This window comes from Streptomyces sp. NPDC054847, from assembly GCF_053610925.1.
Window position 1 is genome coordinate 1 of the sequence record NZ_JBSGZJ010000054.1, and the last position, 25,434, is coordinate 25,434.

Annotated in this window: 22 protein-coding genes and 4 pseudogenes; 10 read left to right on the forward strand and 16 right to left on the reverse strand. The window is 70.8% G+C overall.

Translation table 11 applies throughout. The features are described 5' to 3' along the window. Positions 1–38: 38 nt before the first annotated feature. The 4 genes and pseudogenes from ACWGH4_RS09155 to ACWGH4_RS09170 all read right to left on the reverse strand — a co-directional run bounded on the left by ACWGH4_RS09155 (position 39) and on the right by ACWGH4_RS09170 (position 4,389). Positions 39–1,601, reverse strand: coding sequence for a pectate lyase family protein (locus ACWGH4_RS09155; RefSeq protein WP_453457718.1), 1,563 nt, complete (start codon positions 1,599–1,601; stop codon positions 39–41). Positions 1,602–1,723: 122 nt separating this feature from the next. Beyond that, a pseudogene (locus ACWGH4_RS09160) lies at positions 1,724–2,410 on the reverse strand (pectate lyase); the annotation flags it as partial. An 87-nt stretch (positions 2,411–2,497) separates the two neighbouring features. Further along, positions 2,498–2,941: pseudogene (locus tag ACWGH4_RS09165) on the reverse strand (RICIN domain-containing protein); the annotation flags it as partial. A gap of 599 nt (positions 2,942–3,540) precedes the next feature. Further along, positions 3,541–4,389, reverse strand: a pseudogene (locus tag ACWGH4_RS09170) (GNAT family N-acetyltransferase). Between the two features lie 176 nt (positions 4,390–4,565). Here ACWGH4_RS09170 and ACWGH4_RS09175 point away from each other — a divergent pair. Beyond that, a complete protein-coding gene (locus ACWGH4_RS09175) occupies positions 4,566–5,063 on the forward strand; it encodes a DUF2975 domain-containing protein (RefSeq protein WP_441262122.1) in 498 nt (165 codons plus the stop codon). Then, the gene (locus ACWGH4_RS09180) at positions 5,063–5,317 is read left to right on the forward strand and encodes a helix-turn-helix domain-containing protein (protein WP_453457721.1); all 255 of its coding nucleotides are present in this window, start codon (positions 5,063–5,065) and stop codon (positions 5,315–5,317) included. The genes ACWGH4_RS09175 and ACWGH4_RS09180 overlap by 1 nt, the downstream gene beginning before the upstream one ends. Before the next feature lie 80 nt (positions 5,318–5,397). Here the strand turns inward: ACWGH4_RS09180 and lpdA are convergent, their stop codons facing one another. Then, a complete protein-coding gene (gene lpdA, locus ACWGH4_RS09185; RefSeq protein WP_453457724.1) occupies positions 5,398–6,798 on the reverse strand; it encodes a dihydrolipoyl dehydrogenase in 1,401 nt (466 codons plus the stop codon). Positions 6,799–6,959: 161 nt separating this feature from the next. Here lpdA and ACWGH4_RS09190 point away from each other — a divergent pair, with 161 nt between their 5' ends. Next, complete coding sequence (locus ACWGH4_RS09190; protein WP_441262119.1) at positions 6,960–7,223, forward strand: type B 50S ribosomal protein L31; 264 nt, start codon at positions 6,960–6,962, stop codon at positions 7,221–7,223. A 143-nt stretch (positions 7,224–7,366) separates the two neighbouring features. Here the strand turns inward: ACWGH4_RS09190 and ACWGH4_RS09195 are convergent, their stop codons facing one another. Further along, positions 7,367–7,801 carry a winged helix-turn-helix transcriptional regulator gene (locus ACWGH4_RS09195; protein WP_453457728.1) on the reverse strand — a complete coding sequence of 145 codons (435 nt, stop codon included), beginning with the start codon at positions 7,799–7,801 and terminating at the stop codon, positions 7,367–7,369. Between ACWGH4_RS09195 and ACWGH4_RS09200 the strand changes: the two are divergent. Beyond that, a pseudogene (locus tag ACWGH4_RS09200) lies at positions 7,793–8,092 on the forward strand (YybH family protein); the annotation flags it as partial. The gene ACWGH4_RS09195 and the pseudogene ACWGH4_RS09200 overlap by 9 nt on opposite strands. A 206-nt stretch (positions 8,093–8,298) precedes the next feature. On the opposite strand, the gene ACWGH4_RS09205 reads toward ACWGH4_RS09200, so the two are convergent. From ACWGH4_RS09205 to ACWGH4_RS09215, 3 genes are all read right to left on the reverse strand, one after another. After that, positions 8,299–9,933 carry a cellulase family glycosylhydrolase gene (locus tag ACWGH4_RS09205; RefSeq protein ID WP_453457768.1) on the reverse strand — a complete coding sequence of 545 codons (1,635 nt, stop codon included), beginning with the start codon at positions 9,931–9,933 and terminating at the stop codon, positions 8,299–8,301. Between the two features lie 260 nt (positions 9,934–10,193). Next, entirely contained in the window at positions 10,194–11,009 is an 816-nt protein-coding gene (locus tag ACWGH4_RS09210; protein WP_453457731.1) for a phosphotransferase, read from the reverse strand. A 72-nt stretch (positions 11,010–11,081) separates the two neighbouring features. Next, on the reverse strand, positions 11,082–11,327 hold the full coding sequence (locus tag ACWGH4_RS09215; protein ID WP_453457734.1) for a DUF6332 family protein: 246 nt from the start codon (positions 11,325–11,327) through the stop codon (positions 11,082–11,084). Positions 11,328–11,544: 217 nt separating this feature from the next. Here ACWGH4_RS09215 and ACWGH4_RS09220 point away from each other — a divergent pair, with 217 nt between their 5' ends. After that, positions 11,545–12,885: a PP2C family protein-serine/threonine phosphatase gene (locus tag ACWGH4_RS09220; protein ID WP_453457737.1), complete on the forward strand. Its 1,341-nt coding sequence runs from the start codon at positions 11,545–11,547 to the stop codon at positions 12,883–12,885. Positions 12,886–12,934: 49 nt separating this feature from the next. On the opposite strand, the gene ACWGH4_RS09225 is transcribed toward ACWGH4_RS09220, so the two are convergent. From ACWGH4_RS09225 to ACWGH4_RS09235, 3 genes are all read right to left on the reverse strand, one after another. Next, positions 12,935–14,212, reverse strand: coding sequence for a vWA domain-containing protein (locus ACWGH4_RS09225; RefSeq protein ID WP_453457771.1), 1,278 nt, complete (start codon positions 14,210–14,212; stop codon positions 12,935–12,937). A gap of 86 nt (positions 14,213–14,298) precedes the next feature. Then, on the reverse strand, positions 14,299–15,573 hold the full coding sequence (locus tag ACWGH4_RS09230) for an AAA family ATPase (protein WP_453457740.1): 1,275 nt from the start codon (positions 15,571–15,573) through the stop codon (positions 14,299–14,301). An 89-nt stretch (positions 15,574–15,662) separates the two neighbouring features. Continuing rightward, positions 15,663–17,201, reverse strand: coding sequence for a hypothetical protein (locus ACWGH4_RS09235; RefSeq protein ID WP_453457743.1), 1,539 nt, complete (start codon positions 17,199–17,201; stop codon positions 15,663–15,665). A 272-nt stretch (positions 17,202–17,473) separates the two neighbouring features. On the opposite strand from ACWGH4_RS09235, the gene ACWGH4_RS09240 reads away from it, so the two are divergent. Further along, positions 17,474–18,127, forward strand: a complete 654-nt coding sequence (locus ACWGH4_RS09240; protein WP_453457774.1) for an HAD family hydrolase — start codon at positions 17,474–17,476, stop codon at positions 18,125–18,127. A gap of 57 nt (positions 18,128–18,184) precedes the next feature. On the opposite strand, the gene ACWGH4_RS09245 is transcribed toward ACWGH4_RS09240, so the two are convergent. The 3 genes from ACWGH4_RS09245 to ACWGH4_RS09255 all read right to left on the reverse strand — a co-directional run bounded on the left by ACWGH4_RS09245 (position 18,185) and on the right by ACWGH4_RS09255 (position 22,634). After that, entirely contained in the window at positions 18,185–19,726 is a 1,542-nt protein-coding gene (locus ACWGH4_RS09245; RefSeq protein WP_453457745.1) for a hypothetical protein, read from the reverse strand. Further along, complete coding sequence (locus tag ACWGH4_RS09250) at positions 19,723–21,708, reverse strand: hypothetical protein (protein WP_453457748.1); 1,986 nt, start codon at positions 21,706–21,708, stop codon at positions 19,723–19,725. Before ACWGH4_RS09250 ends, ACWGH4_RS09245 begins: the two co-directional genes overlap by 4 nt. Before the next feature lie 353 nt (positions 21,709–22,061). Beyond that, entirely contained in the window at positions 22,062–22,634 is a 573-nt protein-coding gene (locus ACWGH4_RS09255; RefSeq protein WP_453457751.1) for an SMI1/KNR4 family protein, read from the reverse strand. 61 nt (positions 22,635–22,695) lie between these two features. Between ACWGH4_RS09255 and pyrF the strand changes: the two genes are divergently transcribed. Further along, complete coding sequence (pyrF, locus tag ACWGH4_RS09260) at positions 22,696–23,391, forward strand: orotidine-5'-phosphate decarboxylase (RefSeq protein ID WP_453457754.1); 696 nt, start codon at positions 22,696–22,698, stop codon at positions 23,389–23,391. A gap of 82 nt (positions 23,392–23,473) precedes the next feature. Here pyrF and ACWGH4_RS09265 read toward each other — a convergent pair whose 3' ends face one another. After that, entirely contained in the window at positions 23,474–23,875 is a 402-nt protein-coding gene (locus tag ACWGH4_RS09265) for a YunG family protein (RefSeq protein WP_453457757.1), read from the reverse strand. Between the two features lie 125 nt (positions 23,876–24,000). On the opposite strand from ACWGH4_RS09265, the gene ACWGH4_RS09270 reads away from it, so the two are divergent. The 3 genes from ACWGH4_RS09270 (at position 24,001) to ACWGH4_RS09280 (ending at position 25,432) form a co-directional block, all read left to right on the forward strand. Next, a complete protein-coding gene (locus tag ACWGH4_RS09270; RefSeq protein ID WP_453457760.1) occupies positions 24,001–24,297 on the forward strand; it encodes a hypothetical protein in 297 nt (98 codons plus the stop codon). Positions 24,298–24,518: 221 nt separating this feature from the next. Continuing rightward, complete coding sequence (locus tag ACWGH4_RS09275) at positions 24,519–24,881, forward strand: DUF1304 domain-containing protein (protein ID WP_453457763.1); 363 nt, start codon at positions 24,519–24,521, stop codon at positions 24,879–24,881. Then, positions 24,878–25,432: a TetR/AcrR family transcriptional regulator gene (locus ACWGH4_RS09280; RefSeq protein WP_453457765.1), complete on the forward strand. Its 555-nt coding sequence runs from the start codon at positions 24,878–24,880 to the stop codon at positions 25,430–25,432. Before ACWGH4_RS09275 ends, ACWGH4_RS09280 begins: the two co-directional genes overlap by 4 nt. The last annotated feature ends 2 nt before the right edge of the window (positions 25,433–25,434 follow it).

The window sequence follows — 25,434 nt, forward strand, 5'->3', positions numbered from 1 at the left end:
CGGCTCCCCGGACCCGCCGGACGGCAGCACGCCCGCCGTCAACCGGCGTAGGTCTCGAACTCCGCGATCCGCGGCGTCCCCGTCGAGCCGGTGATCTCGAAGGTGATCTTGTGCAGCGACGTCAGGGGGAAGGTGATCACGCCCGCGCCGCTGCCGGAGGCCAGTACGGCGCCGGTGTCGTGGTTGACGACCCTCCACGATCCGATGCTGCCCACGGAGCCCGACGCCTCCCGGATGTTGATCTTCGAAACGGTGGTGGCGGAGCCCCACTTGACCGAGACGGAACCGGTCGAGCCGGCCGGCGACCAGTAGGTACTCATGTCACCGTCCCGCACATTGCCGTAGCTTGTGCCGTCGGCCTTGCTCGTGCCGTCGGAGCCGGCTCCGATGCTGAGGTTGGTCCCGCTGGGCTGGGTCGGAGTGGGCGCCGGGGTGGTCGGGTCCGGCGCAGGGGTGGTCGGGGTCGGGGCGGGCGTGGTCGGATCCGGCGTCTGCGGCGAGCAGTTGCCGTCCGAGAACCGCAGGCCCTTGTTCGCGCCGGCCGTCTGGCTCACGACGCCCGGCACGCAACTGGCTCCGTCGAGGCTGAAGGAGTACGGAATGCCCACTGTCGTGTTGGACTTCGGGTCCGGGCCGGCGGGGTTGTTGTCGCTGCCCGGGCTCGACCAGGTCACGTTGTCGAAGATGTTGCCGCTGACCTGCCAGTAGCCGGCCGCGTCGGTGTAGAAGGTGCCGAGGACGTCCTTGGAGTCCTCGAAGTAGTTGTTGTCCACCTTGGCGCGGGCGCCGGCACGGGAGTTGATGCCGGACTCGTTGAGGCTCTTGTAGTGGTTGTTGTACATGTGGCCGATGCCGCCACGCAGCAGGGGCGCACGGGAGTCGATGTTCTCGTACAGGTTGTGGTGGTAGGTGACGAAGCCGTTCGACAGGTCGCTCTCGCTGGAACCGACGAGGCCGCCGCGGCCGGAGTTGCGCAGAATGCTGTAGGACAGGGTGACGTACTGGGTGTTGTCCTTCATGTCGAACAGGCCGTCGTAGCCCTCCGACTCACCGCCCGACGCCTCCAGTGTGGTGTGGTCGACCCAGACGTTGCGGACGCCGCTCTCCATGCCGATGGCGTCGCCGCCGTTGGACGTGGGCGAACCCGACTTCTTGACGTTCCGGACGGTCACGTTCTGGATGATGATGTTGCGGGCCTCACGGATGTGGATGCCCACCTGGTCGAAGACGGCTCCCCCGCCCACTCCGACGATCGTGACGTTGCTGATCTGCTTGAGCTCGATCACGCCGTCGGCGGTGTTGCAACTGGCGCCCGAGACCTTGCTGGTGTTGCCGTGGTTGATGGTCCCCTCGACCTGGATGGTGATAGGGGTGCTGCTGCTGGCCCGGTTGCACAGGGCCGCGTGGATCGCGGTTCCGGTCGTGGCCCGCACCGTCTGGCCGCCCGCACCGCCGGTGGTCCCGCCGTTCTGGGTGGCGTAGCCGGTGACGCCGCCGGTGGCGGCCGACGCCTCGGGCATCGTCAGAGCCACACCGGCCACGGCCGCGAGGGCGCCTGTGGCCAGCGCCGCGGAAAGTCGTAGTGCGACTGGATGTTTCATTCTTGCCTCGCTTTTCGTCTTCGAATGGGGGGTGTTCTGCCGGATGGCGCGCTTGTTCCGGTGGCCGCCCGGCGCCTTCAGGGCCGTCAGGGTCTGCGGGACACCTCGCCCCGCGGCGCGCGTCAGTCGACGTGGCGGATGTCGGACGAGGAGTAGAGGCAGTGCGTGCCGTCCGCTCCCGTGCCGATCTGGGTGGGCTCGCCGCTCGTCGTGCCCCTGTACTTCGTGCAGATGTCGATGTCGCGGCCCGAGTCACCGTGGATCGTGATGCCCGAGAACCGAGCCGTGTCCCCGTAGTTGGTGTTGATTCCGACCAGGGTGTCGCCGGGGGCCGTGATTTTGGTGTCGACGATCTGGATGTGCCTGGCGTACTGCGTGGAGCAGTTGCCGCAGGAGCGGACCAGCTTCCCGAAGTCCTCGACCTGGAAGTTCTTGATGATCAACGTGCCGGCGCCGTTGTGCTGGAAGACCTTGTCCGCCGCCTTCCGCGCACCGCCGCCCTCGACCGTGCGGACCGTCGAGGAGGAGCTGCCGCGGAAGGTCGCGGCATCCTCGCCGACGTCCTCCCACCAGACGTTCTTGAGCGTGCAGGTGCCGTCGCAGTGCACGCCGTCCGCGGCGGGGGCGCCGAGAATGACGTTCTGCAGGGTGGCGCCGTCCGCCAGCCGGAGCATCGGCGGCTGGCTCTCGCTCTGGCCGTCGCTGCCCAGGTCACCGCTGCCGTACAGACGCTTCATGCCACCGTCGTAGGTGCCCGTGACCGAGATGGTGGAGGTCACCGCCTGGCTGCCGTTGGCCGTCGGCCACGACGCCGGCGGGTCGGTGGGATCGGTCGGCGGGTCTGTCGGGTCCGTGGGCGGGTCGGTCGGGTCCGTGGGGACCGTGCCCGACGCGGTCAAGGTCCACTTCTTGCTGGTCACCGAGTCGCACGAGTTCTGCTGGACCAGGGCGCCGGCCGCCTTCGAACTGTCCTTGACGTTCAGGCACTTGGCGCCGTTGCTGTTGACGACCTGATAGGTGTCGCCACTGACCTGCGTCAGCTTCCAGACCTGGGTCGCCGTACCGCCGCAGGTCTGCTGCTCCACCGGCTTGCCCGCGCTGGTGGAAGCGTCCCGCACACCGGCGCACTTGGAGCTGTGGGCGGCGGTCAGGGTCCAGCCGCCGCCGGCGGCCGCCAGCTTCCAGGTCTGGTCGGCCGCGCCGTTGCAGGTGTTCTGGACGAGCTGGACGCCGGCGGAGGTGTTCGCGCCGGGCACCGCCAGGCACAGTCCGCTGTTGGCGTTCTTCAGGGTGTACGAGCCGGCCGCCGCCGCGGCCGACGCGGAGCCTGTCATCCACATGGCGGTGAGGCCGCCGCCGATCAGTGCGGTGACGGCTGCGACGGAGGCGGCGGCACGACCGCGCCTTCTTCGATGGTGGTTCCGTGTGCTCACTCGGCGTTCCTTTCACCACCTGCGGTGTCGGCCGCAGGTACCAGTCGGTGGGGTGGTGGGGGTGCAGTGGCAGAGACCGTCACGGACTCCCGCTGTTCTACATGCTGAACGTTGTTCGTATATGAGAACTGCGGAGGAAGGTACGCCACGCCTGACGGTCGGTCAATACATCAACCGGTTCAGCCGGTTCTTCGGGGCGGACCCGCTGATGGTGGACCCAGAGTGGCGTCACGATGTGGTCATGTCAATGAGTTTCGCAAGCGCTTTCTATGTATCGGTTTTGGGCCGCCGTTCCGCCTACTGAACGCTTGCGTCGTCGAGCAGGCATGCCGAAATGCCCCCGGCCGGGAGTGCTGCGGGGTCATCCCCGTCGTACGGATTCCGCGCCCTGTTCACGGACGGCCGGCATCGCCGCCCACGCGGCTTTCAGGCAGCCGACATCACCGCCCGCTCGGCCCTCAGGCGGCCGAAGTCTCCGCCCGCGGGCCTGTCTCAGACGGCTGACGTCACTGCCCGCGCGCCGGCTGGTTGGCGATCAACAGGGTCGTACCGGCCGCGCGGAAGCCGAGGCGGGCGTAGATGCGGGCCACCGCCTCCTCCGCTTAGGCGAGGAAGACCGTGCGTACCCCGTGGTCGCGGGCATGGGTGGCCAGGGCCGCCATGACAGCGGCGCCGAGACCCTGACGGCGGGCAGTGGGAAGAGTGCCGATTCCACCGATCTCGGTGGTGCCGTCGGCCGGGTGGTAGTGGCCGACGGCCAGCGGGGTGCCGTCCGGGGCGAAGGCGGCGACCAGCGTCTTGTGACCGGCTCGCAGGGACGGGCGGATCGTTGCCGGCGTGTCGTCGGCCGCCAGCTTTTCGGCCGCTGTCGCCAACTCCGTCGGACCCGCTTCCCCTCGCGCGGTGCCCTCTGCCGCGAAGGCCGGCCCGGGGAGGGCGAGTACGGCGGGCAGAGCGGGATCGTCGGCGTCCAGGGCACGGATCGTGACGCCATCGGGGAGGGACTGCCGGGGCAGCGGGTGGTGCGGATCGAGGACCATCAGCGGGCGTTCCGCGGCCGGGAGCCCCGCTTCCTCGATGCGCACACGCAGCGCGGGCGTCACCTCGGCGAGCCACTCGAACGCTTCCGGCACTCCGAGCTGCCGCTGTCGGGAGCGCACCAGGGCGATGTCGGCGGCGGTGACGGCAGAGTTCGCCGAGGCGGGGCGGGCATGACCGGGGCCTCCGTAATAGGGCGCGCCTGGCTCCTTTCGCACGAAGAGGCGCAGGGGACCGAACTCCTCGGCTTCCGCGAACAGGAGGGGGACAGTGGCGTAGTACCGCTCTATACGGTGACGCAGGGACGACTCGCTCATGCGGCGTATCCCCATTACGGGACTTCAGGGCACTTTCCGCAGGCCGCACGCTCGCAGGCACGGCGCGGCGCGTTCGGCCGCGCCGTACGCCGTCCGACTCCGGGCAGGCCTGAGCAGCTTGTCACGCCTATCGATTCTCGATAGATTTCCATCGCAGTTCGATTGAAGGGGAAGCGATGGGAAAGTTGACAGTGCTGGCGCTCCGCGCCGTGATCGTGGCGCTGCTCGCCGGTTCGGTGTTCGTGCAGGCGGTGATGGTGCCCCTGCTGGCCATCGACATGCGGGAGCTCGACGCGGACGTCGCACACCTGCGCACCCCGGTCCTGGTGATCATGGTCCTCGGTATCGTGACGGTCGAGGTCGTGCTGGTGTGCGTATGGCGGCTGGTGACCATGGTGCGGCGCGGCACGCTGTTCTCCCACGCCGCCTTCCGATACGTGGACATCGTGATCGGCGCTGTCGTGGCGGCCGCCCTGCTCGTGTTCACGTTCGGGGCCGTCCTGGCGCCGGGCGAAGCCGTCGCCCCCGGCATCGTCCTTCTGGTGGGCGGGGCCGGCCTGGCAGTCCTGGGGGTCGCGCTCGTCGTCCTCGTGATGCGGATGCTGCTCGCCCAGGCCGTGGCGCGCGATGTCGAGGCGTCCCGGATGCAGGCCGAGCTGGACGAGGTGATCTGATGCCGATCGCCGTCGACATCGACGTGATGCTCGCCAAACGCAAGATGTCCGTGGGCGAGCTCGCGGAACGCGTCGGGATCACCCCCGCCAACCTGGCGGTACTCAAGAACGGCCGCGCCAAGGCGGTGCGCTTCGCGACACTCGCCGCGCTCTGCGAGGCACTCGACTGCCAGCCGGGCGACCTGCTGCGCTGGGAGGCCGACGCGCCGCGGACGGCCGGCGCGGAGCGGACCGCCGTCGCGGCGGGCAGCTGACGCGGAACGGAACACGGACGCGACGGGCGGCTGACTCGGAAGGACCGCCGCGGCCAGAGGAACGCAAGCGCGACGGCCGGCTACATGTTGATCATGTGGCCGGCCAGTCCGTGGACCGCTTCCTTCACGGCCTCGCCGAGTGTGGGGTGCGCGTGCACGTTCCGGGCGACCTCGTGCACCGTCAGGTCCCACTGCTGGGCCAGGGTCAGTTCCGGCAGGAGTTCGGTGACCTCCGGGCCGATGAGGTGGGCGCCCAGCAGTTCCCCGTGCCGGCCGTCGCTGAGGATCTTCACGAAGCCGGAGGGATCACCGAGTCCGTGGGCCTTTCCGTTGGCGGTGTACGGGAACTTCTGCACCTGTACGTCGAAGCCGCGCTCGCGCGCCTGCGCCTCGGTCCAGCCGAAGCTGGCGATCTGCGGCTGGCAGTAGGTGGCGCGGGGGATCATGGTGTAGTCGAGCTCCATCGTCTCCGCGTCCGCGATGGTCTCGGCGGCGACCATGCCCATGGCCTCGGCCGCGTGCGCGAGCATGAGCCGTGCCGTCACATCGCCGATCGCGAAGATGTGAGGAACGTTCGTGCGGCATCGCCCGTCGATCTCGACCGCCCCGCGATCCGTCAGGCGTACGCCGGTACTCTCCAAGCCGTAACCGGTCACCCGCGGCTGGAAGCCGATGGCCTGAAGCACCTTGTCGGCTTCAAGGACCTGACGCTGCCCGCCCGTCGTCACGTGCACCCGCACCTGCGGGCCCTCGTCGTTGATCGCCTCGACCCTCGTGGACGTCAGCACATTGACGCCCAGCTTGCGGTAGCGGCGGGCCAGTTCCGCCGAGACCTCCTCGTCCTCCAGCGGTACGACCCGGTCCATGAACTCGACCAGCGTGACCTGCACGCCGTAGTTGTGCAGCACGTACGCGAACTCGACTCCGATGGCGCCCGCACCGGCGATGATGATGCTCCCCGGCAGCCGGTCGCTGAGGATCTGCTCCTCGTACGTCACCACCCGCTCGCTCAGGCTCGTGCCCGGGAGCAGCCTCGTCGTCGCGCCGGTGGCGAGGATGCAGTGATCGAAATCGACGGTCTGCTCCGTCCCGTCGGAGCCCCGGACCCGCATGGAATGGGCGTCGGTGAAGACGCCCGTCCCGTCGAACTTGGTGATGCTGTTCTTCTTCATCAGGTAGTGCACGCCTTTGACGCGTCCGTCGGCCACCTTCCGGCTGCGCCGGAACGCCTCCCCGTAGTCGAAGGAGACCTGGCCCTCGACGCGGATACCGAAGGTCTTCGCCTCATGGGTGAACAGATGGGCCAACTCGGCATTGCGCAGCAGCGCCTTTGAGGGAATGCACCCTACGTTGAGGCACACACCGCCCCAGTACCGCTCCTCCACCACCGCGACCGACATTCCGAGTTGGGCGCAGCGGACCGCCGCCGTGTAGCCGCCCGGACCGGCCCCGAGAACCACGACATCGAAGTGTGCACTCATACCAGCACCATAGGGGCGTCGGCGTCGCGAGCGGCGCATCGCCGTGCGGCATTGTGGCAGCGCACCGCGGGCCCGCTACCCACCGCACCAGTGGTCGCGCTGCACCCCCGGCGCTCGTGTGCGACGGTGACAGGGGGCGTCCCGACACGGCTGGAGAAGCGATGCAGCAGGACAAGCACCCTGATTACGGTCCCGTGGTCTTTCGTGACCGGGCCGCCGGTTACGCGTTCCTGACCAGGTCGACCGCGCGCAGCGACGAGACCATCGTGTGGGACGACGGCGAGACGTATCCGGTCATCGATGTCGAGATCTCCTCGGAGAGCCATCCCTTCCATACGGGCAAGGCCCGCGCTGTGGATCCTCAGGGGCAGATCGCCAAGTTCGATCAGCGGTACGGCGGCGCCGGGAAGAAGAGCGGCGGCTGAGGAAACGGCGCCTGTCGCCCAGACCCTTGGTTGCTGCCTGCCTCGGCCCCGAGGCGGCACCACTAGGCCGGAGCCGGCCCCCCTGACCCGTACGCGCCGGAGGCGGCGGACGCGGTGCGACGAGCGGGTCGACCAGGGCCCGGTCAGCTCTCCGTCCGTTGCCCGCTCAGGCGCAGGAGTTCCTCCCCTGTGGCGTACAGCTCGATGAGCAGCGGCCGCAGCGCCCGGCCGGTGGCTGTCAGGGCATACCGTGTGCGCACGGGGAAGCCGCGCCTGCGTTCCACCTCCACCAAGCCGCTGTCCTGGAGTGCTCGGAGCCGGTCGGTCAGCACTTTCGCCGACAGCTCCGGGAGCAGGGCCCGCAGCTCCATGAAGCCGTGAGGGCCGCCCATCAATTCCCGCAGCAGCAGTGTGGTCCAACGGCCGGAGACCGCCGCCAGGGCGACCTCGACGGGGCAGTCGGCCTCCGGCCGCCGGGTGCGTCCCCGCGGGCCGGGGACCAGCTCCACGTCCCACGCGGCGTGGGTTTCCGTTTGGTTACCTGTTTCCGCGGGCTGTTCGCTTGCCACATGACGCATTCCACCAGTGTGCAGCGGGCGACCAGCGCCGCCGAGCACCCGTACGCCTTCGAGCGAGCTTTCAACACCTTCGATCCTGAGGTCCTCGACCAGCTCTACGAGCCCGGTGCGGGCTTTGTGCCGACGCCCGGACACATGGTCACCGGGGCGGGTCGTCTCCGTGCCAACGGGGACTTCCTCCGGCTGCGCGTCCCGATCCGGGTGGCGCCACGTCACACGTACGTCGTCGGTGATCTGGCGCTGCTGATCGTGGACTTCGTCATCGCCGGCATCACGCCCGACGGGGACCCCGTTCGGATCGAGGGCACCGCGACGGACGTGGCCCGCCGCGGCGCGGACGGGTACTGGCGCTACGCGATCGACAACCCGTTCGGGGTGCACGGAGCACCGAACCGGTCCGGGACCCCGCCCGAAGCTGAGCGACCCCGTCCCGGCGGCAGGGCTCGCTCAGCTCGGCAGCCGGGAAAGCCGGACCCGGCGGTGGCCGAACGGTCAGGTCACGCGGTGGCGCATGTGGTGCCGTCGAGCGTGAAGGCGGTCGGGACGGAGTTGGCGCCGCCCTTGGTGGCCGTGAAGCCGACGGTCACCGAACCGCCGGCAGCGATGCCGGAGGTGTAGGAGGCGGGCGTGACGCTCACCGTGCCCCCGTCCTGGGCCGGGGTTCCGCCCCACATGTGGGAGACGTGCTGGCCGTCCGCGAAGCGGAAGACCAACGTCCAGCCGCTGATCGCGGCAGCGCCCGTGTTGCGTACGGAGATCTCGCCCTGGAAGCCGCCCGGCCATTCGTTGACGACGCGGTACCCGACGGCGCAGCCCGCGCCGGGGGTGCCGCCCTCGTCGGTGGTGACGGTCACCGTCGCCGAGCGGGCCGAGCGGTTCCCGGCCGCGTCGCGGGCGTAGACGGCGAAGGTGTACGCGGTGCCGGCGGTGAGACCGGTGACCGTGGCGGTGGTGGAGGAGGACGCGGCGACCTTGGTCTCGGAGCCGCCGCCGACGCTGACGACGTCGTATCCGGTGACGCCGACGTCGTCGGTGGAGGCGGGCCACGCGAGGGTGGCCGAGTCGGCGGTCACGGCGGAGGCGGTCGGGGCGCCGGGGACTGTCGGGGCCTGCGTGTCGCCCGGGTCGCCGCCGTAGACGGTGGCCTCACGGGAGGTCTCGGCGATGCCGTTCGCGCCGTGGAAGATCCGCTCGCCCCAGGAGCTGAGCCGGCTCGGGTCGAAGCCGATGGCCAGGTCGAGGACCGGGTCGGTGTTGCCGCTCCAGGACCACGCGAGGTAGCCGAGCCGGAGCTGCTCGGCGGCGGCCATCATGGTGTCCTCGTCGGGGTCGCCCCACTGGTCGGCGGGGCCGCCGAACTCGCCGATGAGAATGGGCAGTCCGGCGTCGACGAACGCGTTCAGGTAGTCGGTGATCTCCTGGGCGGTGTCGAAGACGCTGTACATGTGGATCGAGAAGATCAGGTTCCCGGTGGGGTCGGCGTCGTACACGGACCGGGCGTTGGCCCGCATGACGCCCTGCCAGTCCTGGCCCCAGTTGGGCGCGTCCACCATGATCGTGTGTGTGAAGCCAGCGTTGCGGAGCTTCTTGACGGCCGCGGTCGTGGGAGCGGTCCAGCCCGAGGGGTCGGTGTTGCCCCAGGGTTCGTTGCCGATGTTGATGAGGACGTAGTCCTCTTCGCCGGTGAGCACCTCGCGCAGACCGATCCAGTAGTCGGCCGCCTGGTCGAGCGTGCCGGCCGCCGCCTCTTCGCCGTAACCGGTGGTGTCGTGCACCTCCAGCACACAGATCAGCCGGTTGGTCCTGCAGTCCGCGACGACGGCCGCCACGTCCGCGGGGCTGTTCTCCGTCCAGCGGTGCCCGTTGGAGAGGACGACCCGTACGGTGTTGGCGCCCAGCGCCTTGATGTCAGCCAGTGACTGTGTCTCGCCCGGGTACCAGGTGTGGGCGTGGTTGACGCCCCGCATGACGAAGTCGTTGCCGTTGCCTTCGAGCAGCCGGCCGTCGCTGATGTGGAGCCCTGCGGCGCGGACATCGGAGGGCTGCGCCTGCGCGACGGTCGCGCCGAAGGGGCCGGGCAGGAGCAGCCCGAGAATCACGGCGAGTCCGGCCAGCAGGACCGTGACGAAGATTCTCGCGGCGACGCCTCCTGTGGCGCCTCTCGCCGGTTTCCCGGTCGTACTTCTGCTCGTGCTGCTCGTTCCTGTCGTGCCTCTCGCTGTTCTCACTGCGACTCCAGGAGTGGGGGTCAAGAAACGCGGACATCGGATCTATGGGAGCGCTCCCATGAAGCCATGACGTCAGGAGCACGTCAAGATGTCGCGTCAGCGGGCTCCAATCGCCCGGCGCCGTCGCCCTGTTGCCGCCTGTCCCGCAGCAGGTCGCCGCCTGGTCAGTTCAGCAGGGCAGCAATGAACGTCTCACGGCGATCGACCAGCCAGGCCTGCATCCGGTCCCAGCGGTCCCAGCCGCCGCGCTCGTCCAGCGCACGGGTGAACACCGGGTCACCGGCGGCCACGCGACCGGCCACGAAAGCGCGGCAGACCCCTGTGGCCTGTTCGACGACGGCGGGCAGTTCGTCGCGCTCCTGCGGCGTGAGGCCGTAGCTGTCGGCGAGGATCCGCAGCCGGGCGGGGGCGTCCAAGCCATCGGGGTAGGAGGCGGTCGCTGATACGGGGTCGAGCATGGGGACCCAGTAGCGGGCGGTCATGGCGACGTCCCAGAGGGGCCGCCCCGGGGCGGCCAGGTCGAAATCGATCAAGGCCACGGCGCGGCCGTCGCGGAAGACGACGTTCTCCGGGCACACGTCGTTGTGGCACAGCATCGTCCCTCCCTCCGGGTCGGCGAGGTCCTGAGGCCACTCGACGCGGGTGTCGGCCGCGACGGCCGCCGCGGACTCATGGAGGCGCCGGAGCAGACTCCCCACGGATCGCAAGGCGGGCCGGGTCATCACCCACCGCGGAAACGGCGGCAGGGCCACGTCGCCAGGGACGAACGTCACCTGCTCGCGGCCGTCCGCGGTGAGCCCGACAGGGACCGGAGCCGCGTCGAAACCGTGCTTCCTCAGCGCGAGGAGGTGGGCATGGAGGGCGATCGCGTGGGGCGGCGCCGGGCGTTCCACCAGCGCACCGCGGCGGAGAACCGCACCCGCGTTGACCATGCCGCCGGCCAGGACTTCGCTGTCCGTTGCCCCTCCCTCAGGCCTCATACCCATCACGCTACTGAACACCGACTCGTGATGTCGGTGGATCAGGGAGAGGCTGTGGTCACCGCCCGTACGTCAGCGGCGCCGAGCCGCGTGTCGCCACAGCACATGGACGACACGGATCACCGCGAGGACGCCGGCGAGCGTAGCTCCCGTCGCCGACAAGAACTTCTCGAACGCCGGAGGGAAGGACCAGACAGCGGCAGGGCCGGCGACCGCCGCGAACACCACGCCGCCGAGGAAGCAGGCGCTGAGCAGCGCGTAGCCGATCTCCACCGTGATGTCGTCCCGTTCCGCCTGGGTCCGCCGTCCTGCTGCCATGGGCCCACCATGGCACCGCGTCCCGCAGCCGTCCAGGAGTTCGGCCCGCCCGGCCGGGCTTGCCCTAGCTTCCGGCAGGGATGTGCGAGGGTCGAGGTGGCGCACCGGCGGAGTCGGTGACATCGGCGCCGGCGCCCTGAGGGGCGGGCCGGACGAGGGGATCCGGCCGGCCACGGTGAGGCGGCCGGTGGTGGCGTACGGAGTGAGGAAGGCCGTCATGGCGGCAGGCGAGGGAGCCTCGGGGCCGGAGCGCGACCTGCGGGGGCGGCTCGATGCCCAGGTGGAGGAGATCGCCGCGCAGCTCCGCGAGTTGTCGCGCGTGAAGGACCGGATGCAGGGTCTCTTGGACGCTGTGCTCTCGATCAGCCGGGAGCTGGAGCTGTCGGAGGTGCTGCACCGCATCGTCACCACCGCCATGGAACTGGTCGGTGCCCGCTACGGCGCGCTGGGCGTACTGCACCGGTCCGGACGCTCCCTGGAGCAGTTCATCACCGCCGGTCTCTCCGACGAGGAGCGCGCACGGCTCGCCGGGATCGACTTCCCCCGCGGCCGCGGGGTGCTCGGCCACCTGATCCACCATCCCGAGCCGCTGCGGGTCGAGAACATCGCCGCACACCCCTCTTCGGTCGGCTTCCCGCCGGGGCATCCCCACATGGGCACGCTCCTCGGGGTGGCCGTCAGCGTCCGGGGGAAGATCTACGGCGACCTGTACCTGTCGGAACGCCGCGACGGTCGGCCGTTCGACCGCGAGGACGAGGCCGTCATCGTCTCGCTCGCCGGCGCCGCGGGCATCGCAATCGAGAACGCCCGCCTGTACGGGAGTGTCCGCGACTCCGCTGAACACTTCCAGCGCCTGCTGCTGCCCACACTGCCTGACCTGGGCCCCTTCGAGGGCGCGGCCGTCTACCGGCCCGCCGCAGACCCGGGCCGGTTGGGCGGGGACTGGTACGACGCGATCCTGCTGCCCGACGGCACCTGTGCCGCGGTCATCGGAGACGTACTCGGGCACGACATGCAGGCCGCCGCCGCCATGGCTCAGACCCGCAACATGCTTCGCGCCCTGCTCTACGACCGCCGCACACCGCCGAGCGAGATCTTCAGACAGCTGGACGAGACCCTCGAAGCCATCACCGACCTCCCGCTCACGACCGCCTGCCTGGCGCGCATCGAGACGCGGGACGACGGGTACAGGCTGCACTGGAGTTCGGCCGGCCATGTCGCTCCCCTGCTGATCCACCCCGACGGCCGGCCCGAGTACCTGCTCGCGGAGCCGGGACTGCCTTTGGGCGTCGACCCGCGGCAACACCGCCCCGACCACCTCAGGACGCTGCCCGCGGGCAGCACCCTGGTGCTGTTCACCGACGGGCTCGTCGAGCATCCCGACCATGCGATCGACACCGGCCTCGACCGGCTCGCCGAGCTGGCCCGAGACTGCCCCTGCCTGACGCTGGACGACCTCGTACGGACCCTCGTCGACAACCACCCCGGCGAGGGGCACGACGACATGGCCGTCCTCGCTGTGCGTACGCCGTCAGGGGCCGGCGGGGCGGCCGGGTAGCCCCGGTCGGTCTCCCGTCGCACGCGCCGGGCGCGCGCCGGCGGCTCCGTCAACCGCCCGCGGAACCGGCGGAAGCCGAGCCGATGACGACAACTCGCGCCCAGGCGGGCGGCGCATCGGGCACGTGGTCGGGATTGTTCTCGTCCCATGACGCGGCCGAATGCCTGGGGAACAGACCGACCACCGTCCGGCACGGTGGCCGGGTGTCCGGCCAGGGCGTCTGACCGTCCGTCAGTACCACGACGACGTCCGGCTGCGGCTGTGACCGCAGTGCCTTGGCGAAGCCCGCGCGCAGGTTCGTCCCGCCACCACCCACCAGGGGGATCCCCTCGGCACGGCACAGCGGGTGCACGGTCCCGGCTGCCGCGTCGCACGAGAGCACACTGACCAGATCGCGACGGCCGCCCACGGCACGGGAGATGGCGGCGACCTCCCGCAGCGCGCTGCCCAGTTCTGCGTCACTGACCGACCCGGACGTATCGATGACCACGCAGACACGGGGCGGCATGCGCCTCAGGCTCGGCAGCACGACGCCGGGCATCCCGGCCGAGCGACGCGACGGCCGACCGTACGTGTAGTCCTCGCCTGCCCCGGCGCCCGAGGCTGCCGAGCGGACCGCCGCGCCCAGCAACTCCCGCCACGGCTGCGGCGGCTGGAACGCCTCCTCGGCCCACCGCCGCCAGCCCTTCGGGGTGTCTCCAGGACGGGCGTTGATGCCCTGCGCCACGCGGAACCGGACCGCGTCCTGTTCCTGGGCGCTGAGGCCGTGCGCGCCGTCCGGCCCCAGCTCCCAGTCCCGTTCCAGTCCGTCTGCGCCGCTGCCGCAGTCCAGCCAGGTCATGCTCTGTGTGCGCGGCCCGAGCCGGAACTGACGCAGATAGTCCTCCATGAGCTCGCCCTCTGGGAGCTGCAACGACGCCGGCGTGACGGCGCCTTCCGGCCTGACCAGCCCGTCGCCGAACACGTCGTCGTTGATCTCGCAGTCCGCCGCGATGTTCATCCGCAGCCGCTCGCCCGGGCCGGTCAGCCCGCGCTCCCTGGCGACCCGGTCGCTGCGGCCATGGTGGTCGCGCAGCAGGTGCGACACCTCGTGCACCCACACTCCGGCCAGTTCCTCCACCGGTGTCCGGTCCACGAAGGCCGCGGAGACGTAGCACCGCCAGTGCCGGTCGACGGCCATGGTCGGCACCCGCCGCGACTCCACTGTGTTCAGGGCGAACAGCGCCGTCGCCAGGTAGGGCCGGACCCGGGCGGCGTGCAGGCGGGCGGCGTAGAGCTTCTCGTGGTCCAGTGCCGCCGGGGCCGGAGCGCCGTCGCGGTCCCGCATGCTTGTGGCGGCCGGTTCATCGCGGTCCACCGTGCCGGCGGCGGGCGGCGGTTCCTCGTGGCCGGGCACCTCGGTAGCGGCCGGCGTCATCGTCCGCCCTTCGCGACGGCCGCGGCACGGGCCGCCGCTCCGTCCGCCTGCCGGGACAGGGACACCACGCCGGCGAGCTTCTCGATCGACGCCGGCACGTCCCAGGTCTGCCGGCGCAGGGTGGCGAGTGTGGTCGCGGGGACGACCACCAGATCCGGCGCTCCGGTCTCCATCGCCCGGACGAGGAGCGCCCAGGCCGCGTCCCAGCGAGATTTCTCCGGGCGCCGGCGGACCGCCGCCACCACACCGTCGAGCACGGCCTGGCGCAGGTCACCCCGCTCGGGCAGCGCGGCGCCCTCCGGATCGGCGAGAAGGACCTCGGGGTCCGGGAGGTCCATCCGGTCCAGGCTCGCCAGCAGCTCCAGCCCCGGGCCGTCCCCCACGGTGCCCCTGACCAGCAGGGAGAGCACTTCCCGTGAGGAGTCGGCCGCGGTCGCGAAGGCCACGAGGCGCAGTGTCATGTCCCAGCTGCGAGGGGACGGCCACGCGCCGCCGCGCCGTGTTTCGTTGCTGGGCAGCCGGTGCACGAGCCCTGGGCGGGCGGAGAGCAGGCCGCACACGGCACGGCGGGCGAAGTCCACGGCTTCCGGCAGCTTCTCCGGGTGGAGCCGCGGCAAGGTCGCCCGGGGCCAGGTCCCGCCGAGACCGCGTACGACCACTTCGTGGTCGTGGGTCCACTGAAGATGGACGAACCGGTTGGCCAACGGAGGGCTCAGCTCCCAGCCGTCGGCGGCCGAGGACCGCGGATTGGCAGCGGCCACGATCCGGACGGCGGGTGGCAGTTGCAGGGCGCCGATCCGCCGCTCGAGCACGAGGCGGAGGAGTGCCGCCTGCACAGCGGGCGGCGCGGTGGACAGCTCGTCCAGGAACAGTAGCCCGCGTCCTGCGCGTACCAGTCGCACCGCCCAGTCCGGAGGGGCCATCGGGACGCCGTGCTCTGCGGGGTCGTCGCCGATCACAGGCAGGCCTGAGAAGTCGGAGGGCTCGTGCACACTGGCGATCACCGTCGTCAGTGGAAGGTCCAGGGCTGCGGCAAGCTGTGTCAGGGCCGCGGTCTTCCCGATGCCCGGTTCGCCCCACAGCAGTACGGGCAGGTCGGCGGCGACTGCCAGGGTCAGGGCCTCCAGCTGTGCATCGGGGCGTGGTTCGGTGTCCGCGTCGCCCAGCAGGGCCAGCAGGTCGCCTGCGACATCGAGTTGGGAGCCGGCGTGGGCCGCCCGGTCGGAAGGGATACCCGTCGCGGTGGACGACGTGGGCGTGTATGTGGGCATGTTGATCACCTATGGGTTCGTTGGGGAGCCGAGCGGGCCGTGCACGGCCGGTCGGCGGAAGGATGGGACGACGGGGGCGTGGCCCCAGGTCAGCGAGAGATCGTGTGACGCGGACGCGAGCGGTGGTCACGGGGACGAGCAGGCCCCGGCGGGAGGCGGTCAGGGCCGGGCCCGGCCAGCCCTGCCCGGAACAGTCCGTAGGTGATCCGCCGGAGCGCGGCCGCCTCGAGTTCGTCCCGCAGAGCGCCATGGCGCAGCAGTGCGTCGGGGCCCAACAGGCCCTCGACGACGGCCAGCGCACCGGCGGTGTCGCCATGGGCGAGGCGTTCCCGGACTCCGTCGAGGCAGTCCGGACGACGGTGCGCCTCGTCGATGGCCTGAAGGCACGGAAGCGGAGTACCGGTCAGCGCGGCCAGCAGTTCTTCCCGCCGGATCTCCGCCGGGTCGTGGTCCATCGGGGCGAGTACCCCGTCGACCAGGCCGATCCGGTGGTGAGCGCCACGGCACTCCACGACGCGCGGCTGTCCCACCCCGTGCGGGCTCCGGGACGGAGGGGTCGGCGGATGATCCGGTACGAGTGCCGAGGCGACCAGCGGGTGCAGCCGGCCCACCTCGATGAGACCGGCGTGGATCAACTCCAGGTCGGGCAGCACCCACGTCGCCGCGTCGGGAAGAACCGGCAGGGCGGAGGCACCGCCGTCCGTCGACGCCGCGACGATCGCGGGCGGGCGGGCGCCGTCCCCTGAGGCCACGGCGACCCGCGACGCGGGCGGGTCGATTCCGTCCGTTGGTGCGCCCGGGCCCCGAGGCGCGGGCGGGCCGTCGCCGACCGCAGACGTACCCGGGCTCCGAGGCGCGGGCGGGCCGTCGCCGTCGTCGGCCGCGACCAGTTCCAGGACGAGCCGGTGCCCGGTCCCGAGCCGTACGGTGAAGGGACCGCTGTGCCGGCCCTCGGCCTGGAGCAGGATCCGCGCCTCGGCCGCCCACCGGTCCACGGCACAGCGGTGCCACCGGGGCACCGCCTCCAGCACGGCGGGATCCGTCGCGGGGCCGCCGTCGGCGAACAGCGGATCGGCCCCGGACCGTATCCGCAGCTCGTCCGCCCTGCACGCGTCCCACAGGTGACGGTGCAGATCAAGACGGAACCGCCGGTCGGGACGGGGGTGCGGATGACGGCAGGCACCGGCCAGGGTCCCTGTGGGGGGCCCTTCCCACAGCGCGAGGCTGATCCGCTGTCCGGCGTCCGCCCAGGCCGGCGGCGTACGGGCGACGAGATGCACCGGGCGTCCGCCGTCCCGGCCCGCCGCCTCGTACCGGACCAGAGCGACGGTCAGGCCGGGGCGCAGCAACCCGTCGGGAGCGATCCTCGGCATGTGCCAGCGCAGCAGGTCGGGTGCCAGACGGCGGAGGTCTGCCCGGACCCGGCCCGCCAGTTCGCGGCCGTGGGTGCGTGCCAGAGAACGCAGATCCAGGTCGACGTCGAAGCCTGCGGCGGCGCAGGCACCCGCCCAGTCCCCGGCAAGGCGGCGGGCGGTCGCAGTCTCGATCATGGAGGGCGGCACGGCGAACTCTCGCACGCGCAGCCAGAGGGAAAGGCGGGAATCCTCGTGCGCGATCCAAGTGAGCATCAGCACTCACCTTGCGCGGACGGGGCCCCCAATCTGCCAACAGAATGAGTAGTCATCGCGGTGATCGTATCGCTCCTCCCTCTGTCTGTCAGGTGCCTTCCGCGCAGAGCGCCACCGCCTTTGGATCCGGGCGGCGGCTCGCCACAGGGCTGTCACAAGCCACCGGGATCGCTTGACCCGGCGGCGTGGCGAAGGCCGACAGTGGGTGCGGAGATCATGTGAGTGAGCGATGTCCGGGCTCGGTGGTCGGACAGGACGAAGAGGGGGCCGCGTTGACAACGAGCTGCGTCATTCTCGACATCGGTGGCGTGCTGGAGATCACTCCGGAAACGGGATGGGTCCAACGGTGGGAGCAGCGGCTGGAGTTGCCGGCCGGCACGGTGAACCGGCGACTGGGCGACGTGTGGCGGGCCGGGAGCATCGGGAGCATCGGCGAAGAAGAGGTGCACGAACAGGTGGCAGCCCGACTGCACCTCGACGCGCCTCAGGTCGAAGCCTTCATGGCTGATCTGTGGACGGAGTATCTGGGCACGCCGAACGAGGAACTCATCGCCTGTGTGCGGGACCTGCGGGACCGGTGCAGGCTGGGCATCCTGAGCAACAGTTTTGTCGGCGCCCGTGAGCGGGAGACGTCGCTGTATCACTTCGACGAACTGGTGGACCGGATCGTCTACTCGCACGAGATCGGCATCGGCAAGCCCGACCCGCGAGCCTTCGAGGCCGCGTGCGCCGGCTTGGGCGTGCGCCCCGAGGACTGTCTCTTCATCGATGACGTCGCAGTCAACATCGAAGCCGCTCGGGCATTTGGCATGAAGGGGCATCTGTTCGAGGACAACGTCCGGACCATCGCCCGCATCATGAGTCATGTGAACGCGGTCCCGGTTCCCGGTCCGGCCCCGGTCGGGCTGGCGGGCGAGCGGCGCTGAGCGGATGGTCCGCGGCGGCCGGACACGCCTCGTAGGGGGCCCGGCCGCCGCGCCGTGTCAGGTGCGGCTCGCGGTGCAGTCCGCCGGTGTGGGACGGCCGGTCGGCCAGGCGAGGCCGACGAATCGGATGCGGCCGGGGGCGTCGGGCGCGAGTTCCACCACGGAGACCGCCTTGTTGTAGGGGTTGCCGTAGTTGTCCAGGCAGATCCAGCCGCTGGCGCCGTCGACCTTGCCCATACCGTGCAGCCGCAGCCACGCGTCGCTGATGCGGCCGAGGGTGGGGATGACGGGGTCGCCGTCGTCGCGCATCCGGATCGCGGTGATCGCGGTGAGCCCGGCGTCGTAGAAGGTGATGGTCCGCGAGTCGGTCAGTTCCACGGGGCCGATGTTTCCGACCTCTTTGCTGCTCGCGAGCTCGGCCAGCGTGCGGTAGGCGGCCGCCGAGCCGCCGGTGGCGGGCGTCTTGGGGCCGGTCCAGGCGTCGGGGTGGGCGACGGCGGCGTACTGGAGGGTCACGCCCTTGCGGAAGGCGTCCCAGTCGAGGAGCTTGTCGGAGGAGAGGGTGGAGGCGCCGGAGCCGGTGATGACGGTGTACTTCTTCTCGGTGCAGCCCCGGTTGCCCAGTTCGTTGACGAACTGCCGTAGCTGGACGGGGCGTCCGGCGAAGTAGATGACCTTGGCGGCCGACGTGCAGATGGTGTCGACCATCTGGTCGAAGGCGTTGGCGGTGGTGCCTTCCTCGTGGAACTCCTCGGGGGCGCGGTACTGCTCGGGTGCGCGTGGCGATCCGAGGGTCCGTTCGGCGAAGGCCCGCTTGAGCGCGTCGACGTAGTTGTCGCCGGTGCGGATGTCCTCGACGATCAGGGTGTGCTTGGGGTCGATGTCCTTGTTGAAGTGGGACAGGGCCTTGGCCTGGTCGGTGGTGGTGGGCACGACCCGGGCGAGGCCCGGGTAGGCGTCGGGCCTCTGGGGGCTGTTGCCCGAGTCGTCGGCGGTGATGGGACCGCCGACGACGGGGATGCCGCGTTCCCGGGTGAGATAGCCGATGGCCGCCTGCGTGGTGGCTGTGGAGACGTCGAAACCGATCACGGCCCGGAGGTTGTCGGCCTTGGACTCGGACAGCGCGCCGAGCTGTTCTGCGACGGGCTTCCAGTGGCTGTGGCTGCGGCCGGGGTTGGCGAGCAGCAGCCGAATCGCCGGCTTCTTGCTGTTGGAGTCGTGATTGGCGCGGTACTGCGCGAGGTAGGCGCCCTGCACCTCGTGCAGGGTCTTCTGCCGTTCGAAGGCCTGGGCGGGCGCCATCGGCAGCATCACGGCGACGGAGACGTGCGGTTCGTCCTCGATCCGCTCGTTCTCGGCCTTGATCCGTGCGCTGACCTCCTTGAGGTTGGCGGCGAAGACGAAGCTGCCGTCGGTGACGCCCGTGCATTCCCGGGCGCCTTCGGGGCCGCGTTCCTCGACCCCCTTTCCGCAGGCGGGATCCGGCCGGAGGACGACGATGCCGGTCCATACGGCGGCGCCGAGCACGGCCAGGGCGACGACGAGTCCGGCCGCCTTGGTGAGCGGTCCGCCGGGGAGTCTTGCGATGAACGACGTCATGACGCGGCACCTTCCTGGACGGGCAGGTCGGGAGCCTGTGCTCCGGCCCGCAGACGGGCCGGCCAGGCGGCGGACGCCTCGCGGTAGGCGGCGTGCGCGGCCTTGTTGCCGTACAGCGTCTCCAGCGCGATGCGGACGGTGGTCAGTTCGTCCTCGCGGGGCGCGAGGGTGAGCGGGTCGGAGAGCCGCCAGAGCAGGGGCACCAGGGCGGCCACGGCTTCGTGGTGCGGGCCGGGAACGTCGCTGCCGCAGGCCGTGCACGACAGGGTGGGGCCGCCGGCGGGGGGTTCGTAGCCCTCGCGCGGGTGGGGGGCGGCGCAGATCAGGTTGAGCGCGGTCAGCCACTCGCCGGGCGGGGCGACGGTGAACCGGTGGTGCAGGACGCACACCACCTCCTCGACCCTCCCGAGGGCGAGCGTGTGGTGCAGATAGGTGTCGCTGCGCGGGTCGCACAGGGAGCGCAGGCGCAGTTGGGTGTTGCGCCAGCGCTCATGGGTGGTGGTGGCGGCCAGCCGGTGACGCAGCAGCAGATCGAGCGCGCGGTCACCGTCGAGGAAGGAGCGCGTCCGGTAGTCGTCGGCCTCGCGGACACGGGCGGCGACCAGGTCTTCGGAGTGGTCCTCGGGATGGGTGAACGTCCACAGTCCGCGCCGGGTGCCCGGGTCGGCCGCGGCGGACAGCAGCACCAGGCGCTCCCGCATCACGGGGTCGGGCAGCAGTTTGGCGAGGAGCGCGGGCGCGGCCTCGTCGAGGAGTTCACCGCTGCGTATCGTGCCCCCTTCCTGGACGCGCCGCACGGCCGCGTCCGCGAGGATGCGGGCGCTCGCCGCACGGCCGCCGCTGTAGCGGGCGACGACGCGGGGCAGATGGTCGGGGTAGTCGACGGGGCTGAGCATCTCGGCGATGTGGGCCGGTTCGATGTCGGGGATGCTCAGCACCAGGGGCCGGGCCTGCGGTACGGCGTCGCCGCCGACCTCGCTCAGCGGTGGGTGGCCGTGGCCCTTGCCGAGCAGGGTGGCGAGGACCACGGGCCGTGTCGGGTCCTTGCCCGGGGTGCCGTGCCCGGTGTCGAGCAGGTCGAGGAAGGCGCGTCCGACGCCGGTGTGGGCGTTGTCGAGGAGCAGCAGGGGCCTGGGCTTCTTGTTGAGCCGGCGCAGTGTGCCGTAGTTGGCGTCGATGTCGTCGAGGAGGGCGGCGACGAGATGCTCCTCGGCGGTGCGCCTGCGGTCGTCGAGCCTGCGGAAGCCGCGGACGAACTGGAAGAGCCGTTGGAGTGAGTCGCCCTGGTAGCCCTGGGAACGGTGCAGCCGTCCGCCCCACCAGGCCAGTGCACCCTTGTCCGGCTCGCTCTTGACGAGTTGCGCCCGGGCGGTGTCGAGGACGATCCCGGCGATGCTGTCGAGGCCGGGCACGGCGGACAGGACCTGCGGGAGGTTGTCGGTGACGACGTCGAACCAGCGGCCGAGGCTCTCCCTGCGGCGTCGTACGTCGGGGTCCTCGGCGGTGATGAGGGTGCGCAGATCGGCCTCCGCCCGACGCAGGTCGGGCGGCCGCAGATCGGTCCCGTCGCTGTTCAGCGGGCGCCAGGCGGTGACGACGAGGAGGCCGAGCGACAGCCGGGGAAAGGCCAGGGGCCTGCCGAAGTGCCGTACCTCCAGGCCGAGTTTGTAGGCCAGGAGATACAACAGGTGAGTGATGCGGGAGGCGTTGGGGACGTCGTCGTCGCCGTCGGCGACGCCGGGCTCGCCGAAGCCGGGAGCCTCGAGGTCGACCCGTGCGAGCGGCACCCGGCCGTTGTACGCGTCATGGACTGCGCCCAGCAGGGCGGTCCTGCCGCTTCCCCGTCCGCCGACGATCCGTACCACGGGCGCGCCCTTGGGGTACGCGAAGGGGACCTGGTACCCGTCCTTGTGGTGCAGTCCCACCAGCCGGGGGACGAAGCCTTCCTGCAGGGCCTGCTGACCGTACAGTCTCCCGCCCATGGCGCTCCCCCGTCTCCCCCTGCCAGCCGCGCATCATGAGATCAACTCGCTGTGCACAGAGGGAACTTACCTGACAGGTGCCTGCGCGGCAGAGGGGTGGGAGCGAACACTTCGCCGTGCCTTCGGGCGGGTTCGCGCGAGCGGCGACACGAGTGGCGCGACGATCGCGGGAGCGGGGAAGATCTTCAGGGCGCAGGCTCGTTCCGGAGCCCGTACGCGCCTGCTTCGCGCGAAGGGTCGTTTCGCATCGTGAGCAGCGCGGGCGACATGGGCGATCCTCTCGCCGTCGCAGGCCTCTCGCCTCGCTCGCCCTCCCGGTTCGCCCCCGGCGCTCGCCGACGGGGCGTGGGCGCTCAGCAAGGGGTCACGTCAGGGTCGATCCGGGGCAGCGCCCAGGGTTCCAGAGTCCCTTCGCAGTACTCCGCCAGGAACTGGACCGCGCCGCCGTCGTAGTGCCACCACCCTCCGCTTCGGGAGGCGACCGTGACGGTCCAGTCCCGCGGGGTCCGGCCGGTCGTGCTCCACATGAACTTGTCGCTCTCGTCCGACTCCGCCCAGGGCAGCAGGCCGCCGGGGGCGGGATGGGCAGCCGGGCCGGAGCCGGGTTCCACCCAGGCATCGGCGAGTACGTGCAGGGCGTCACGGAAACCGCGAAGGCTGTCGCCCTCATGGCCCGGGTCGGGAAGAGTCACGAGAAGGAAGTCACCGACGGCGAACGTCGGGTACCGCTCCGCGAGATGCTTGTAGTCCGCAGGCAGCGCGGTGCCCAGACTCTCCTCGAGTACGGCCCAATCGATCACGGCAGGCTCGGGCCGGCGATGCCCGGCCAGCCCGGGGAGGGCGCGCTCCAGCGCCGCGAGGGCCTCTTCCGGTTCCGTGATGCGGCGCTGCGGCGCCTGAGTGCCCATCAGGTCGTCGTGCTTCATGGACAGCAGCGTGCCAGACGCGAGTGGCGGCCCCTTTCCCCGGACGGGGCACAATGACGTCGTGGAACCGAGGAGTCAGATCATCGTCGCCCTGGATTGCGACAACCGTGCGACCGCGGACGAGATCGTCGCGCGACTGGGCGACGAGTGCCGTTTCTACAAGGTCGGTCTGGAACTGCTCACAGCGGCCGGCCCCGGCGTCGTCGAGCACCTTGTCGCACAGGGCAAGGAGGTCTTCCTGGACCTCAAGCTCTTCGAGATTCCGAACTCGGTCGCGGGTGCGGTGCGGGCCGCGGGAGCTCTGGGGGTCTCCATGGTGACCGTCCACAGCATGGGCGGTGCGGGCATCATGAGGGCCGCCGTCGATGCCGCCCGGGGCTTCCCCGGCCTGCGCGTCCTCGCCTTGACGGTGGTCACGAGCATGACCGACGCGGATCTCGCCGACATCGGGGTCGACGTTCCGGCGCAGGAGCAGGTGCTCAGACTGGCGCGGCTGGCGGACAAGGCCGGCTGCCACGGTGTGATCGCCTCGCCGCCGGACGTCCCGATGCTGCGGAGCGCGCTGGGCGCCGGTGCGCTGATCGTCACGCCGGGCGTCGCGTTGCCCGGCGAGTCTCCGGCCGAGCACGCCCGGCCCGACACTCCCCGTGCGGCCGTCGCCGGCGGCGCCTCCCATGTCGTCGTGGGCCGAACGGTCACGCGCGCCACGGACCCGGCCGCCGCGTTCCGTGCCGTCCGCGCCGACATCGCTTCGTAGCGGGCGGGCGCGTCCCGCGGGTGTCGGCCGACCGGGCAGTCGTCACTCTGGCCGTCTCGACTTGTCCGGCCCGGCGTGCCGCCTACAGGGTCGCCTGCTGCTCTTTGAGCTTGTCCATGACACGATCCCGGAGGAGTTCGTACTCCTCTCGGAGCCGCCGCCATTCGGTGACGGGCGGACGGGGAACGACGACTCCGCCGGTGACGATCTCCTCCGGCCGGAACTGCTCCCGCGTGAGGTCGATCTCGATGCCCATGCCGAGGCGGTTCCACCAGTGGTAGTCCACGCGCTCTCCGTCGACGTGGACCTCTCCTCGGATCAGCTCGCCTCCCACGAGGTCATTGAGCACCATGGCGGTCACACCACACTGGTCCCGGGCCGGGTTGTCGGTGGTCCAGCGTGATCGGAACTCCGGCGTGCACGTGTCGGCACTCCAGCTGCTGCGAACGGCTCGCTCTATGTCGGTGAGACTCAACGGTGTCATGCCGGTGATCCTCCCAGCCGCCACCGACAACGGGCTCTCACCGCGGCACCCGGCGCGAAGTGCGCGAACGGTCTGGTCAGGCGCGCGGTCGGCGTGCCATGCTCGCGCCACAAGGAAGGCGAAACATGACTCTGTATCTCGGCATACCGCTCGGCTTGATGGCGTTGCTCGTCGCTGTCAGTGGGGTGGCTGCGCTCCGTTCGGGCTGGCTGCTGCCCGTGCAGCGGCAGTACATCGTCCGTCCGCATCTCTTCGGGTGGGCGCAGTTGGCGATCGCTCTCGCGCTCGTCATTCAGGTCGCGGGCGCCGTGCTGGTCGAGGCGGGCGGCGTTCGTTCCGCCGTCACGATGTCCGGCGCCGCGGTGCTGCTGGGTGGCGTGCTGCTGATCGTGCAGGCCCAGCGCCCGGCGCGCGGCCGCTGAGCACGACTCGCCGCCGGTCCGCCGCTTTCCACCGTTCCGCGTTTCGCCGCTTCGCTTTCGCCGTTCCGCTTTCCCTTTCCGCGGGCCGGTCGCAGGGTCGTGCCCGGTCACAGGAGCGTGCGCCTCTTCCCTGGGCGAACGATCGACCGGAGGCCGGTCACCGACGTTCTGGACATGTGTCTATAGTTGATGGACAACCGTCCAGAACTTGAGGCGCATCGATGACCTTCACAGCCAACGCACTGGTCGGCCTGGTGGCCGCTCTGCACGTCTACATCCTGATTCTGGAGATGTTCCTGTGGGAGCGCGGCCCCGGCCGGTCGCTGTCCGGCTTCAACAGGGACATGGCGCGCGCCACCGCTCCGCTCGCCGCGAACCAGGGGCTTTACAACGGCTTTCTCGCCGCCGGCCTCGTCTGGGGTCTGATCGCCACGGACCCGACAGGACAACAGGTACAGATCTTCTTCCTGTCGTGCGTGGTGGTCGCGGGCCTCTACGGAGGCTTCACGGCCAATCGGCGCATCTTCGTCGCTCAGGCGCTGCCCGGCGCGCTGGCCCTCACGGCCGTACTGGTCGCCGGATGAACGACCCCAGGGCGGCGCGCACCAGGGCCAGGCTGCGGGAGGCGTTGCTCGAGGAATGCGCCGGACGCCCCCTCGACGAGGTAAGCGTGGCGGCCGTGGTGCGCCGGGCGTCGGTCGGCCGGGCCACGTTCTACCTGCATTACCCGGACCTGGACGCACTGGCGCTGGACGCCTGCGCCGAGATCGTCAGGGATGCCGTCGAAGCGCTCCACGCGTGGCGGGGCACGCCGGATCCCGAACAGCCTCCACCGCCGCTGACCGCCTTCTTCATGGAGATCTCCGAGCACCGTTCCCTCTACCGCGGCCTGCTCCGGGAAGGCGGAAGCGGTCCGTTGGGCGATCTGCTCCACCAGGAACTGCGCGCCCGGAGCCGCGCGGAACGGGAACTGGCCGGCGCCCCCGCCCCGGCCATGATCGCCTCGGCGGTCGCGGCGGCCTTCGCGGGCGTCCTCGCGGACTGGCTGCACGGCGTGATCGACACCTCGCCGCAATCGATGTCGGCGGGGGTCTGGCGGCTGCTGATCTCTCTGCACCGCACACCGGTGGAGTGAGC